The organism is Streptomyces sp. NPDC002276, assembly GCF_053891435.1.
Genome location: NZ_JBSFCQ010000008.1, coordinates 250488 through 264009 on the forward strand (window position 1 = coordinate 250488; position 13522 = coordinate 264009).

14 protein-coding genes and 1 pseudogene are annotated in these 13522 nt (G+C 71.3%); 2 read left to right on the forward strand and 13 right to left on the reverse strand.

The annotated features are described in order from the left end of the window. The first annotated feature begins 26 nt into the window (after window positions 1-26). On the forward strand, window positions 27-575 hold the full coding sequence (locus ACWIHT_RS22210) for an RNA 2'-phosphotransferase (protein ID WP_399121291.1): 549 nt from the start codon (window positions 27-29) through the stop codon (window positions 573-575). Between the two features lie 99 nt (window positions 576-674). Here ACWIHT_RS22210 and ACWIHT_RS22215 read toward each other — a convergent pair whose 3' ends face one another. The 11 genes from ACWIHT_RS22215 to ACWIHT_RS22265 all read right to left on the reverse strand — a co-directional run bounded on the left by ACWIHT_RS22215 (window position 675) and on the right by ACWIHT_RS22265 (window position 9209). Beyond that, complete coding sequence (locus ACWIHT_RS22215) at window positions 675-1577, reverse strand: LLM class flavin-dependent oxidoreductase (RefSeq protein ID WP_456169894.1); 903 nt, start codon at window positions 1575-1577, stop codon at window positions 675-677. A 48-nt stretch (window positions 1578-1625) separates the two neighbouring features. Continuing rightward, window positions 1626-1802, reverse strand: coding sequence for a hypothetical protein (locus ACWIHT_RS22220; RefSeq protein WP_456169895.1), 177 nt, complete (start codon window positions 1800-1802; stop codon window positions 1626-1628). Between the two features lie 210 nt (window positions 1803-2012). Next, a complete protein-coding gene (locus ACWIHT_RS22225) occupies window positions 2013-3068 on the reverse strand; it encodes a hypothetical protein (protein ID WP_456169896.1) in 1056 nt (351 codons plus the stop codon). Between the two features lie 5 nt (window positions 3069-3073). Next, the gene (locus ACWIHT_RS22230) at window positions 3074-4291 is read right to left on the reverse strand and encodes an FtsX-like permease family protein (protein WP_456169897.1); all 1218 of its coding nucleotides are present in this window, start codon (window positions 4289-4291) and stop codon (window positions 3074-3076) included. Further along, window positions 4288-5013: an ABC transporter ATP-binding protein gene (locus ACWIHT_RS22235; protein WP_456169898.1), complete on the reverse strand. Its 726-nt coding sequence runs from the start codon at window positions 5011-5013 to the stop codon at window positions 4288-4290. Before ACWIHT_RS22235 ends, ACWIHT_RS22230 begins: the two co-directional genes overlap by 4 nt. A gap of 23 nt (window positions 5014-5036) precedes the next feature. Next, window positions 5037-6638 carry a hypothetical protein gene (locus ACWIHT_RS22240; RefSeq protein WP_456169899.1) on the reverse strand — a complete coding sequence of 534 codons (1602 nt, stop codon included), beginning with the start codon at window positions 6636-6638 and terminating at the stop codon, window positions 5037-5039. Between the two features lie 150 nt (window positions 6639-6788). After that, window positions 6789-7295, reverse strand: coding sequence for a hypothetical protein (locus ACWIHT_RS22245; protein WP_456169900.1), 507 nt, complete (start codon window positions 7293-7295; stop codon window positions 6789-6791). A 158-nt stretch (window positions 7296-7453) separates the two neighbouring features. Beyond that, the gene (locus ACWIHT_RS22250; RefSeq protein WP_456169901.1) at window positions 7454-7933 is read right to left on the reverse strand and encodes a DUF3515 family protein; all 480 of its coding nucleotides are present in this window, start codon (window positions 7931-7933) and stop codon (window positions 7454-7456) included. Window positions 7934-8006: 73 nt separating this feature from the next. Beyond that, window positions 8007-8231 carry a helix-turn-helix domain-containing protein gene (locus tag ACWIHT_RS22255; protein ID WP_200709303.1) on the reverse strand — a complete coding sequence of 75 codons (225 nt, stop codon included), beginning with the start codon at window positions 8229-8231 and terminating at the stop codon, window positions 8007-8009. Then, window positions 8231-8851, reverse strand: coding sequence for a DUF2975 domain-containing protein (locus tag ACWIHT_RS22260; RefSeq protein WP_456169902.1), 621 nt, complete (start codon window positions 8849-8851; stop codon window positions 8231-8233). Before ACWIHT_RS22260 ends, ACWIHT_RS22255 begins: the two co-directional genes overlap by 1 nt. Window positions 8852-8951: 100 nt before the next feature. Further along, window positions 8952-9209, reverse strand: coding sequence for a helix-turn-helix domain-containing protein (locus ACWIHT_RS22265; protein WP_456169903.1), 258 nt, complete (start codon window positions 9207-9209; stop codon window positions 8952-8954). 1059 nt (window positions 9210-10268) lie between these two features. Here ACWIHT_RS22265 and ACWIHT_RS22270 point away from each other — a divergent pair. Then, window positions 10269-11156, forward strand: coding sequence for a Cof-type HAD-IIB family hydrolase (locus ACWIHT_RS22270; protein WP_456169904.1), 888 nt, complete (start codon window positions 10269-10271; stop codon window positions 11154-11156). Window position 11157: 1 nt separating this feature from the next. Here the strand turns inward: ACWIHT_RS22270 and ACWIHT_RS22275 are convergent. Beyond that, window positions 11158-11643 (reverse strand): annotated as a pseudogene (locus tag ACWIHT_RS22275) (M23 family metallopeptidase); the annotation flags it as partial. Between the two features lie 209 nt (window positions 11644-11852). Further along, window positions 11853-13508 (reverse strand): sensor histidine kinase, encoded by a 1656-nt coding sequence (locus ACWIHT_RS22280; RefSeq protein ID WP_456169905.1) that lies wholly within the window; start codon window positions 13506-13508, stop codon window positions 11853-11855. Window positions 13509-13522 lie beyond the last annotated feature (14 nt).

Sequence of the window (13522 nt, forward strand, 5' to 3'; positions counted from 1 at the left end):
CACGTCTCTCCCGTCATGCTGAACGGATGGATGAAAGACGCACCGTGAAGGTGTCGAAGTACCTCTCGAAGCACCTGCGCCACCAGCCCGAGCGGATCGGGCTCACCCTCGACGAGGCCGGCTGGGTCGAGATCGACACGCTGATCGCCGCCTGTGCAGCGCACGGGTTCCGCTTCAGCCGTCAGGAACTCGACCACGTGGTGGCCACCAACGACAAGCAACGCTTCGCGATCGAGGGCACGCGGATCCGCGCCAGCCAGGGCCACAGCATCGAGGTCGACCTCGGACTGCCCCCGGCCACCCCGCCGTCGTACCTCTTCCACGGCACGGTGGCGCGCAACCTGGACGCGATCCGGGCCGAAGGGCTCCGGCCCATGAACCGCCACGCCGTGCACCTCTCCGCCGACCGGGAGACCGCGACCCGGGTGGGCGCCCGTCGCGGCAGGCCCGTCGTGCTTTCCGTCGACGCGGGCGCGATGCACGGCGACGGCCATGTGTTCCGGGTCAGCGAGAACGGGGTGTGGCTCACCGAAGCGGTGCCCACGCGCTACCTGCGGTTCCCCGAGTCCCACTGATTCCGCGCGGCCCGGGATGTGCCACCGGGTGCGGTCCCGGCCGCATGAGGTGACTGTTTCACGTGAAACATGGACGAGCGGTCGCGGTGGGTACCGTCGTCACGTCAGCTGGGCCGCCGCTTCCATGGCGATCTGCTCGAAGACCTTCTCGTCCGCGGCGAAGTCGGAGCCGGGGATGGGCCAGTGGATCACGATGTCGGTGAAGCCCAGTTCGTGGTGCCGTCCCGCGAACTCGACGAAGGCGCCCAGGGACTCCAGCGGACGTCCGCGGTCCGGGGTGAAACCGGTGAGCAGGATCTTGTCGAGCCCCGCCGCGTCCCGGCCGACCGCCGCGCAGGCATCGGCCAGCTTCTCGACCTGCCCGCGAAGGGCACGAACCGACTGCTCGGGGGTCCCGCTCTCGAACAGCTTCGGATCTCCGGTGGTCACCCAGGCCTGCCCGTACCGGGCGGTGAGCTTCAGACCACGGGGCCCGGTCGCGGCCACCGCGAACGGCAGCCGGGGCCGCTGCACACACCCCGGAATGTTCCGGGCCTCGTGCGCCGAGTAGAAGTCACCCTCGTACGACACCGAGTCCTCGGTGAGCAGCCGGTCCAGCAACGGCACGAACTCCCCGAACCGGTCGGCACGCTCCCGCGGGGTCCACGGATCCTGTCCGAGCGCGGTGGCGTCGAAGCCGGTGCCGCCCGCACCGATACCGAGGGTGATCCGGCCTCCGGAGATGTCGTCGAGCGAGATCAGCTCCTTGGCCAGCGTCACGGGATGCCGGAAATTGGGCGACGTGACGAGGGTGCCCAGACGCATCCGCTCGGTGACGGCCGCTGCGGCGGTCAGCGTCGGTACGGCGCCGAACCACGGGCCGTCCCGGAAGGTGCGCCAGGAAAGGTGGTCGTAGGTGTACGCGGTGTGGAACCCGAGTTCCTCCGCACGCCGCCATGCGGCACGGCCACCCTCGTGCCAGCGGAGGTGCGGAAGGATCACGGTACTCAGGCGGGGACTCATGTCTCCGAGCCTACGGCGACACTCGACGCGTCCCGGACACGCCCATGCTCAGCGCACGGCCTGCTCCGCCCCGGCGACCTCGGCCGCCAGAGCCAGCTGACGACGCTGTACGCGTGCGGCGAGGGATGCGACACGGCGGGCGTGGTCGGCGTCGGCGCACCACAGTAGCTGGGCGAGGACGAAACGGCCGCCCGGGGGTCGCGCTCCCGGGCAGCGCAATCGCATCCGTCCTCATGACGCATGTCACCTCCCCGCGGCCACGAGCGGCTCGGCCGCGAGGGCGAGCCCCGTACCGGCGAACTGCCGCAGCACGGCGTCCGACTCGGCCCGCTCGACGTACGGCGTCGCCGCGTCCGGGGAGCCGCAGACGAGCAGTGCCTCGGCCGTCTCGGCGACCGCGCGGCTCAGCCGGAACGTCAGGAAATCCCCGTCGGCTCAGAAGCTCGTCAGCGTTCCCGGCAGGTCGAACGTCCGGGACGTTTCCTGGTCGAGATCTACCACGGCCGCGGTGTTGTCCGAGATCATCACCCAGCCGTCCCGTGTGTGCCGCAGCAGGGACGAGCTGTCCATGCCCTCGACCGTCACCCGCCGCAGTTCCCGCCCGGTTCTCCGGTCCAGTTCGACGAGATCGCTGTCCTGCCCGGTGCTCACCGCGATCACGACGGCGCTCTTCGACGCCTGCACGGCGTCGACCCTTCCGCCGGCCGCGCTCACCACCGTGGCCCCGTCCGCGTTCCTCAGGGTCACGCGCAGCGCGGTTCCCCGGCTGATCCGGGCCGGGGTACCGGCCAGGACCGGGGTGCCCGCCGCACACGCCAGTTGCTGCACCCGCACGCCGCCCACCTCCCCGACCTGCCTGGTCCTGCCCGTGGCGAGGTCGAGCACACGTGCCTTCACATCGGCCCCCTGCCCGGTGGCGAGGCACACCGTGTCACTGGACGGATCGGAGGCCGCCAGCGTGACCGGCCCCGGAACCCGCACGTCCCGGACCTTCTGCCACGTCCTCGCGTCGCGAACCAGCACACCGGTGGTTCCGCCGTCCGCCGCGGCAGCGCCCCGACCGCCTCCGGAGGAGTCGTGAACGGCCGCCACCAGGCTCCTGCCCGGCACGAGTTCACGCAGCCGCTCCGTGTCGTCCCCCTCGTCCAGGGCGTGCCGGGCGATGTTCAGCGTGAAGGACCGGTCCGGGCGCTCCCCCTTGCGGGGCGTCGACAGCCACCACGTCCCGTCGGCCAACCGCACGAGCTGGGGAGCCAGTACGTCGTCGTCGCCGTCCTCCTTCGGCACCACGGCCAGCGCCTGCGCATGGTGGGCCCCGGGATTGATGCCGACGACCACGGTGTGCCCGGACACGCTCGCGGTCACGAAGGTCTGCGAGCCCTTCCAGTCCGTTCCCAACTCCACGTCGTCGGAGCCGGAACAGCCGCAACAGGCGGCCAGCAGGGCAGCGGACACCGCAAGCGCGACGTACGGCGTCTTGTGCCGCGGCACGGGAATCACCAGTCCTTCATGGCTTCGGTGGGGGACATGCGCGCGGCACGACGTGCCGGGAGCACGGCGCCGGCGGCCACGACGACAACGGTCGCGACCGACAGGGAGAGCAGCGTCGGCAGGCCCGGGAGCGGCACCGTGTCGTGCACGTACGGGGCGATGTCGCCGATACGCCGGAGGCCCGCGGCCGCGGCGCCCGCCACGCCGAACGCGAGCACGACTCCGGCCGCGGCGGCGGCCGCCCCGGCGATCGCCATCTCCGCCACGAGCATCCCCGTCACCGAACGGCCGCGGAATCCGACCGCCTTGAGGATGCCCACCTCCTGGGCCCGCTGCCGTCCCAGCGCACCCGTCACCGTGACCGCCCCGGCGAAGGCGAGCACGCCCAGGACGCCGAGCAGCACGTTCCCGGTGAGGGCGACCAGTTGCAGCACTCCGGGAAGGGCCTCAAGCTGCTGCTGGAGGGCGACGGCCGGGTAGTTCATCCCCTGCACGGTCCTGAGCACGCCCGGCACATGGGCGGCGCTGTCGGCCACCAACGTCAGCTGGTCCCATCCCGATGTGCGCAGGTAGTCGTCGGTGGTCTTGCCCGCCGCGGCCGCCGCCCACTTCACCACGGTGGCGTCGTCCACATAGGCGGTGTCCGGTCCGTCGAACTGCCAGCCGGGGTCGTACAGGCCCACCACCTTCACCCGGTCGCTCACCGTGTCCCCCACGCCGGGCCGCACATAGTGGTGCGCGTCCACCGTCACCGTCCTGCCCACCATCGAGGACAGGTCCACGCCGTGCGTGGTGGCGGGAAAGACCACCTCTCCGCGGTGCAGCGGGAACAGCTGCTTGCGCACCGACTTGACCACGGGGGGCGCCAGCGCCTCGCGGTAGGTCGTCGCGTACAGCAGGTCGGCGCCCTCGGGGTTGTCCCGTACCGGCATGGACACCTGGAGCCGGTGCTGGACCGAGACGACGTGAGCGATCTTCGCCAGGCGCCGCTCCGTCGCGGTCGTCAACTGGGCGGTGTCGGGACGCCCTTCGGGGGAGTCCACCGTGACCGACCGGTTCGCCGTCGCCTCCCCGACCTGACTGGTCGTCGTGCCCCGCGCGTTCGAGGCGATCCCGATCGCGCTCAGGCACACCGCGCCGGCCACCGCGACCATCGTCACCAACCCCAGCAGCCGCCCGCGCAGCGCGCGCACGTTCCACCACGCCACCTGTAAGAGGTTCACAGCTCGCCCTCCCGCGCGCTCCGGGTGGTCGCCCAGGAGCGGCCGTTCGTCTCGTCCGGTGCGGGAAGGGCTGCGCTGCCGCCCAGTCGGTGGACGACGTCGGCCGCGTCCGCGACCGTTTGATCGTGTGTGACGACCAGCACGCCCCGTCCGTCGTCCGCCAACTCCCGGAACAGGCCCAGCAACACGGCCTCGCTCCCGGTGTCCAGGTTTCCGGTGGGTTCGTCGGCCAGCAGCAGGGGCGGATCGTTCACCAGCGCCCGGGCCAGCGCCACGCGCTGCTGTTCGCCCCCGGACAGCTCGCCGGGCCGGTGCTCGCACCGGTCTCCCAGCCCCACGCGCTCCAGCAGACCGCGGGCCCTGGCCTCCGCCTCCCGGCGCCTGCCGGTGAACGGGAGCAGGACGTTCCGCAGCGCGCTGTGCTGCGGCAGCAGGTTGTACGACTGGAAGACGAACCCCAGCCGTCGGCGCCGCAGGTCCGCGAGCGCGTTGTCCGACAGGCCGTGGGTGTCGCGGCCCTCCAGCTCCACCCGGCCGGTGTCGGGTTTCGTCAGCAGCCCGAGGATGTGCAGGAGGGTGGACTTGCCCGATCCCGAGTGTCCGACGAGCGCGGTGACGCATCCCGGCGCGACCGCGAGATCGACGCCCTTGAGGACGTCGACCCGACGGCCGCGCAGCGCATAGGACTTGCCCACCCCACTCGCTGTCAGCAGTGTGTTCACGGAGTTTGTGCTCGCTCTCTGTCTCAGGGGGCCTGCGCGGGCAGGGTTCCCAGCTTCCGGTCGAGTGCCTTGTCCAGCTCCCAGACCGCCCATGTCGTCTTGAGGTCGCAGCCCGGTTCGTCATCGGGCCGGTACAGGCCGGGCAGCCCCGGGCAGCCCCGGTGCGCCCGGAACTCGGCGGCGAGGTCTTTGACCATGGAGGCGTCGGCACGGCCGCCGAGCAGCAGGTAGGCGCGGACGATCAGCGCACGGTCGTAGACGCTCGCGCGGGGCCCCGGGTCGGCCGCCCAGTGTTCGAGCGCGTGCGCGGTCAGCCAGCCGGGGGTCCGGTCCGCCTGGCCAGTCTGGTGCAGGCCGACGACCAGCGTGGCGGCGGACTGCGCGCCCTCCAGGTCGTCGACGCTCCAGCGCGGGGTGGAGGGGACCGGTGTCGGTACGCCGGACTCCGCGCAGTCCCAGGCCGCACGCTGCCAGGCCACCACGTTGTCCGCGGTGACCGTGGTCGGCACCGTCGACGGCTCCCGGCACAGCGCGGCCTCCTGACGGGAGAACGGCTCGCCGCCCGCGCTGTGCCTGAGCGAGGCCAGGTTCAGCCGCGCGGCTCCGTCGCGGGGCGCGTCCTGGGAGTCGGCCTGCTCGTCGACCGCGGCCAGGAGACGGCTGTCCCGTACGGTCCATCCGGCCACGCTCCGCAGGCGCTGCACGAACAGCGACGCGTCGGGCGTGCCCAGGTAGGAGGAGGGGTCGCGCACGGTTCCGTCCGGCATGCGTTCCCGCTCAAGACGGCGGGTGACCGCCGAGAACTCCGCCGTGGGGCTGCCGGTGGCGCGCAGGATGTGCACCAGGCTGTAGAGCTGGTCGTAGTCGAGGCTTCCGGCGTCGTGGGACAGCACCTGCCGCCAGGTCATCCGGTCCACCCGCGGCTTTTTACCGGCCGACTCCTGGAGCAGTACGTAGTTGTACGTGTCCTCCAGCAGGTCGGCGCGTTCCTCGCCCGGCCGCTCGGTGAACCGGCTCGCGTCGGGAGCCGCCCCCGAGGTCAGGAAGCCGGGGACGGGTCTGCCGAGCAGGTGCAGGCAGCGGGCCAGGGCGGCGGCCTCGTCCAGTTCCGGCCGGCCGTCCGCCAGCCGGTCCAGCCAGTCGGCGGTGGCCGTTCTGTCCGCGGCGGGCAGTTCTACGAGAGTTCCGGTGGCCGCCTCCACCTCCAGCGCCGCCCAGGTGGCACCGAGACGCCCCTGGTCGTTCTTCGCTCCGAGCGCGGGATCCTCGTACCAGCCCTTGCCGGTGCGCAGTTTCTCCACAGCCTGTGTGTCGTGGCGGCCCAGTACCGTCGTGGCCCCGGCCCCGCGCAGCGGGACGAGCCAGTACCTGCCCCACAGCGCGGACGTCTTGAGCGCGTCGGAGCGCAGTGCGGCGGCTGTCGCGGCTCCCACGGCGACCTTCGGCCTCGCGCCGGTCTCCGCCAGGACGCGCAGCGCGTAGGACTGGGCTTCGGGGCTGCCTCGCTCCTCCCTCAAAAAGGGGTGGTAGTAGAGGCCGTTGGCCTGGCTGACCAGGCTCTGCAAGTAGGCGGGTTCCCTGCTTTCGGGGCGGCTTCCCTGCGCGGTGCAGGACACGGCCGTCATGGAGACGCAGACCGCGGCGGCGGCCCAAGCCGCTCTCCTCGTAACTCTCCTGGCGTGAAACATCCCGGTTTCTCCCCCGTAAGAGACCTCTGCCCCCGCCGAGGAGGCGGGGGCAGAGCCGTTCAGGCGGTGCGCGGTGTCAGGCGCGGATCAGGCGGCGCCGGCGTAGACGCACTTCTCCGTGAACTTGATGCGGCTGGTGATCTGGGCCGAGCCGCAGGACTTCGTCGAGACGTACACGGTCAGCCTGCTGGGCCTCATCTGCCCGTAGGTGTCCGCGATCCACTTGCGGCCGCCGTAGTTCTTCCAGCGGACCGTTCCCTGCGACTTGCTGTTCATCGTCAGCGACGCCTCGGGGTTCTTCGAGATCTTGATGGAGACGCTGATGCCGTGTGCGGCGAGGATGGCCCGGTTCTGCACCCACTGCGCGCTGTCGTGCGTCGAGCCCCTGGTGCCCTTGTACAGCTTGGTCGACGCCTTCCAGTCGCAGGCCGTCACGTACGAGCTGCAGTGCCAGGCGTTCACCTGCATCCGGTGACCCGGGATGCCCCAGGTGCCCGAGGCCGTCGTGGCGTGCGCGGGCGCGGCCGCGAACAGCAGCGCCCCGGTGGCTATCGCCGCGGCACCACCAGACGCGAGGCGCGAGAGATTACGCATGGTTTCTCCCCGTAGAAGTGGAAATGCTTCCCTGTCCGCGCGTCCGGTACCTGTCCGGTACCTGAGACGGCATCCGTACGCGCGTTCCACTGATTTCTACGGCCGTGGCCACACCGGCCACCATCGCACCTTCGGGCATCCTGCCCCTCAGGGCTACCTCAGCCCCGCTTCGCGCACGCCTTCTGCTCGGCCAGCCGCGACACGATCCCGGACATCTCGCCGATGACGGCGTCCTTGTCCTTGATCCGCTCCGACATGGTGACCTCGGCCGCGGGGCTGCGCCCGTACGTCAGAACCGTCTTCGTCCCGTCGTGGGTCTTCTTCGCGTTCACGACCCAGTCGACGCCCTTGACCGATGTGCACGCGGCGGACTCCGGGACGTCCGAGATGTTCCCGCAGCGGAGGATCACATCACCGTCCCCCCAGACGGCCGTTCCCTTCTGGTCGGAGTCGTTGCGCTCGTGGCCGCCCAGTTTCCGCGGCGCCCCGCTCACCAGACCGGAGCAGCCCGCGCTGTCGCCACCGGGCGCCGCCGACACGTTGTAGGAGCGCGAGGAGGTCCCGCACGCCGCGAGCGCGGCGGCACACACGGTGATCACACCGGCCTGTAACAGCTGCCGGACAGAGGTCGTCCCCATGAGCAATCCCTTGTCTAGATGGTGGAGTTGCAGGCTCGGTTACGGGCTTGGTTGCAGGCTTTGTCCGGGTCACTCAGTCCTCGCGGACGCTGAGCAGGTCGCCGGGCTGGCAGTTCAGTTCGCGGCAGATCGCGGTGAGGGTGGAGAAGCGGATCGCCTTCGCCCGGTCGTTCTTCAGGACGGAGAGGTTGACCACCGTCACGTCGACCTTGGCCGCCAGTTCGGACAGCGTCATACCGCGCTCGGCCAGCAGCCGGTCCAGGTGGACCTTGACCCGGTGTTCCTCGTCCGGCGGCATCAGACCAGCCCCTCGGTGTCGGCGCGGAGCTTCGTCCCCCGCCGGAAGACCTCGCCCAGCGCCAGGATGAGGAAGGCGAGCAGGACGTACTCACCGGTGAAGGTGACCGAGAAGGGGATCTGCTCGGCCATGGGGGTGCCGCTCACCAGTGCCTGCGTGGTGAACGCCGGCAGCACCGGGGAGAGGACGGCCTGGACCAGCACCGTGAGCCCGATGACGCTCAGCCGGCGGGCGTTCCTCGGCACGAAGACATCGCCGTCCCGCAGCGTCCCGGCCATCCGCGTCAGGAGGACCAGGACGAGGAGCAGCAGCAGACCGCCGACGACGTCCGGCAGCGCGAGCAACAGCCGCTGGCCCAGGTCGGGGTGGGCGAACGCGAGGTCGGCCCGGTGGGTGCCGGTCAGGGTCATGCCGTGGCCCGCGACCGCGTCGGTCACGGTGTCCGGTATCCGGGTCGCGGTCTCGGCCCTGACCTCGCGGGTGTCCACGGGGTCGATGAGGCCGATCACGCCGAGGACCGGGAGCAGTACCCCGAAGACGACGTCGAGCAGAGCGGCCAGGCCGAGAGCGACCTCCAGCAGTCGGTTGTCGGTCCGGCTCCACCAGGATTTCGTACTCACGGTCTACCCCCTGTCACCCCACGTGCATATCGCTTATCGATAGTATCGATAAGCGATATGCACGTTGTCAAGCCCGGAGTTGCGGCGGCGGACGGGACCCTCAGAGCCCGTCGGAGAGGCGGCCGTGGTGGGCGTAGGCGAAGAGGGCCGCTTCCGTGCGGCCGGTCACTTTGATCTTGACCATGAGGTTGGTCAGGTGCGCTTTGACGGTGCGTTCGGCTATGCCCAGCCGGCGGCTGATCTCGCGATTGTCGGCGGCGTGACTGAGCAGGACGAGAACTTGCCGTTCTCGGGGGGTGAGCGAGGGGATGGCGTGGGGGTCCCCTGGAGCGGGCGGAGTGTCCGGGGCGGCGCTCAAGTCACCTTGCGGCCCCGGCTCTGGGCCCGGTCTCTGATCGTCCTTCGTGAAGTCAGTCAAAGCGATGATCTCCCCGTTGGTCTCTGTGTGACCGCCTCAGCCGGTTGCCCCGTCGCTCTCCTTGCGCTGCTCGCATGCCGGGGTCTCGCCGCCGGGCGGCGGTTGTCGTGGCACCTCGACCCGATGGGCCGGGTCGACGGTGTCGCGGATCCGCGCTCCCCGCAGAGCGCGCCTCCATTCCGATACGGCTGGTGAGGGCCGCGCGGGCAACAGCCGCCGAGGTCCCTCACCCGCGCCCGGAGGCGTGCCATCGTGGGGAAGCGTCAGTAAACGATGAACGTTATCTAAAGTAAAGCTAGTTGAGGCAGTCTTGAGGTTACCGCGCGCCAGGATGGGTAGTGCAGGCACCCAACGGTGACTCTGGTACAGACCTCAGTCCGCGTCGAACAGGGCCAGTTGACCAAATGCCGCAGGCCCGACGCCACCCGAGGGCACCACCGGCCCCGATCCACCCCCGAGGCATGTGCGATCGTTTGCTGTTGCATATCATTCGGGTCACAGTTGCCCCTGCCCACGGAAAGGCACGGGCTTCGGGTGCCGCGCCCGACCGCATCCGCCACCGCGCGCGGAAGAACGCGCGGTGCCGCTCCCGGACGCGGCGCACACCGTTGTACGCCCCCACGGCGCACCACCTGCTACGACCCGATGGCCGGCACACCGCCCGAGCCGTACGGCGGTCCCGCCCTCGGTGCGGTGAGGCGGGACCGGCTCCACCGCATCGCTCCGGATCGGCGCCGCACCCGCCGGACCGCCTCCCGGCAGGAGCCGTAACCTCGGCCCATCGGAACCGTCGGCTCCGCCCGCACGGTTTTGCCCCAGCGCATCCGGCCCGGCACCGAGCGGCACACCCGCCTCCACCGACACACCGCGCGACACGGGCGGGACGCTCCTCCACTGCCCCGGCGGCACCCCTGCCCCCAGGCGCGACGGCGCAGCGAGGGGCCAGAGAGAGGCCATAACCACTCACATGTGCGGACCCCCGCACGGCCGTGCGGGCAAATGCGGGAGAATGGTCCGGTGACCTCAGCGACTCGACAGCCCGAGACCCCGGCCTCCGCCGTCCCGCCACGGCTGATCGCCACCGACCTGGACGGCACTCTGCTGCGCGACGACAAGTCGGTGTCCCCCCGCACGGTGGCCGCCCTGGCGGCTGCCGAGGAGGCGGGCATCGAGGTCTTCTTCGTGACCGGCCGCCCGGCCCGCTGGATGGACGTCGTCAGCGACCACGTCCACGGCCACGGCCTGGCGATCTGCGGAAACGGCGCCGCCGTGGTCGACCTGCACGGCGGCCCCGGCGCCCACCGCTTCGTGAAGGTCCGCGAACTGGCCCGGAACAACGCCCTCGACGCCGTACGACTGGTGCGCGAGGCGGCGCCCGGGACGGTGTACGCGATCGAGCAGACCTACGGCTTCTACCAGGAACCGGCGTATCCGAAGATGCACATGGAGATCCCGGACACCCTCGCGCCCGCCGAGAAACTCCTCGCGGCGGACGCACCGGGGGCCGACGAGCCGGTGCTGAAGATCCTCGCGTTCCACCCCGACCTCGACCCGGACGACTTCCTGACCACCGCCCGTCTCGCCCTGGGCGACCGCGCGAACGTCACCCGGTCCAGCCCCAGCGCCCTGCTGGAGATCAGCGGCCCCGGCGTCTCCAAGGCGAGCACGCTCGCCCTGTGCTGCGCGGAGCGGGGTATCGCGCCCGAGGAGGTCGTCGCCTTCGGTGACATGCCCAACGACGTCGAGATGCTCACGTGGGCGGGGCAGTCGTACGCGATGGGCAACGCGCACCCCGACGTACTCGCCGCCGCCTCGGGACGGACCGTCGACAACAACGAGGACGGCGTGGCGGTCGTGATCGAGCGGATGCTGGCGGAGCGGCGGTAGCTCAGCCGACGGACACTCCGCGCGCCGCCAGCCACGGCAGCGGGTCGACCGCCGAGTCCGTCTCCGGGGTGGTCCGTACCTCGAAGTGCAGGTGCGGTCCGGTGGAGTTGCCGGTCGTGCCGGACTCGCCGATCCACTGGCCGGTGGCGACACGGTCCCCCTCGTCGACGGCGACGGCGGAGAGGTGGGCGTACTGCGTGCGGTAGCCGCCCGGATGCCCGACCACGATCTGAATGCCGAAGGCGCCACCGCAGGACACCCGCACCACGCGGCCCGCTCCGGCTGCCCGCACCGGCGTCCCGACCGGCACCGCGAAGTCCTGGCCGGTGTGCCGGTTCGCCCAGCGTGAGCCGCTGCTGCCGAATCCGGCGGACAGTTCGCCCGTCTCCACCGGCGCGACCCATGAGGCGGTTTCAGTCGTCGGCGGTTGGTCGAGGCGGACGGCGCCCGGGCAGGAACCCGCGGCGGCCGAGGCGTCCGTCCGCCCGGCACCGGCGGAGTGGCTGTCACCGTCGCCGGGGCGGGCCGCCAGCACGGCGATCGCGCACAGCAGCACCGGAACGAGCAGCGGGTGACGGCGAGATGAGGGCATGTCAGCGATCGTGACCCGCGCGGCGGACCGACGCCCTGTTCAAGGCGTACGCATGGGGGACAGGGTGGCGCGAACGGCTCAGTGGGAGCCCGGGGGCGACTGGTTCAGTGGGGCGCCTGCCACACCACCGTCGTACCGCCTCCGCCCTTGCCGTCGCCGATGCCGGGCCCGTACCAGCTGTCGCCGCCCAGGGACTCGGCCCGCCGCTTGAGGTTCCTCAGGCCGCTGCGGCGACCGCCCTCCGGGATGCCGACCCCGTCGTCCACGACGGTGAGCCGTACCCCCGGCCGCCCGTCGGGCAGAGTCGCGGTCGCGTCGACGACGACCTCGATCCGGGTGGCCGCCGCGTGCCGGAACGCGTTGGAGAGGGCCTCGCGCAGGGCCGCGACGAGGTTCTTGCCGGTCGGATCGCCGACCACGGTGTCGACCGCGCCCACGAAACGGTGCGCGGGGGTGAAACCGAGCGGCACGGCGGCCGTGTTGATCTCCCGCAGCACCCGCGTGCGCAGCCCGGAGGGTGCTTCGGTGGGCCCCTGTTGGAGCGCGAAGATCGCGGTGCGGATCTCCTGGATGGTGATGTCGAGTTCGTCGACGGCGTTGCCGACGCCCTGCCGCACCTCGGGCACGAGCGAGTCGCGCCGGGCGCTCTCCAGCATCATGCCGGTGGCGAACAGCCGTTGGACGACCAGGTCGTGCAGATCGCGGGCGATCCGGTCCCGGTCCTCGTACACCGCGAGGCGTTCCCGGTCGCGCTGGGCCTCGGCCATCATCAGCGCGAGCGCGGCCTGCGAGGCGAACTGGATCGCGAGGGTGCGTTCCGTCTCCGTGAACGGCCGCTCGCCCCGCGCCCGAGGCGTGACCAGAGCCCCCAGGACGCGGCCTCCGCTCTGGAGGGGCAGCGCCATGATCGGCCCGTACGCGCGCGCGAGGGCGCTGATCATACGGGGATCGGTGCCCGCGTCCTTGACGAACACCGGCTGTCCGTCGAGGAGTTGCGCCATGATCTCGCTCTCCGGCGGGACGACTCTGCCAAGCTGGTCCGACGGCCGTTCCGAGGCCACGGCGACGATCTCCATGCCGCCCCCGTCGGCGGGCAGCAGCACGATCCCGGCCGCCGATCCGGACAGCCGGCGGGCCCGTTCCGCGACGACCTGGAGCGCCTCCTCAGCATCGCCGCCGGACAGCAGGGCGGTCGTGACGGCCACCGACCCGTCGATCCACCGCTCGCGCTGCTGGGCGGCCTCGTACAGCCGGGCGTTGCCGATGGCGATACCGGCCTCGGTCGCCAGCACCCGGACCATGTCGACGTCATCGTCGTCGAAGGGGCCCCCGCCGCGCTTCTCGCCCAGATAGAGATTCCCGAAGACCTCACCCTGGACGCGGATCGGAACACCGAGGAAGCCGCGCATCCTGGGATGGTGCGCGGGGAAGCCCCAGGCACGCGGATCCTCGGTCACATCCACCAGCCGGACCGGATCCGGCTCCCGGACGAGCGCGCCGAGCAGCCCCTTGTGCCCGTCGGGAAACCGTCCGATGCGCCGCGCGGTTGCCGCGTCGACCCCGTGGAAGACGAAGTCGGCGAGCGCGTCACCGTCCTCATCCACGACACCGAGCCCCGCGTACCGGGCGCCCGTCAGCGTGGCCGCCGCCTCGCAGATCCGCTCCAGCGTGGAGTGCGGTTCGAGCCCACTGCCCACCGACCGCATCGCGGCCAGCAACTGCGGCACGCGTACGGCGGCACTAGGAGTGGTGGCAGACATACCGCGAGCCTAAT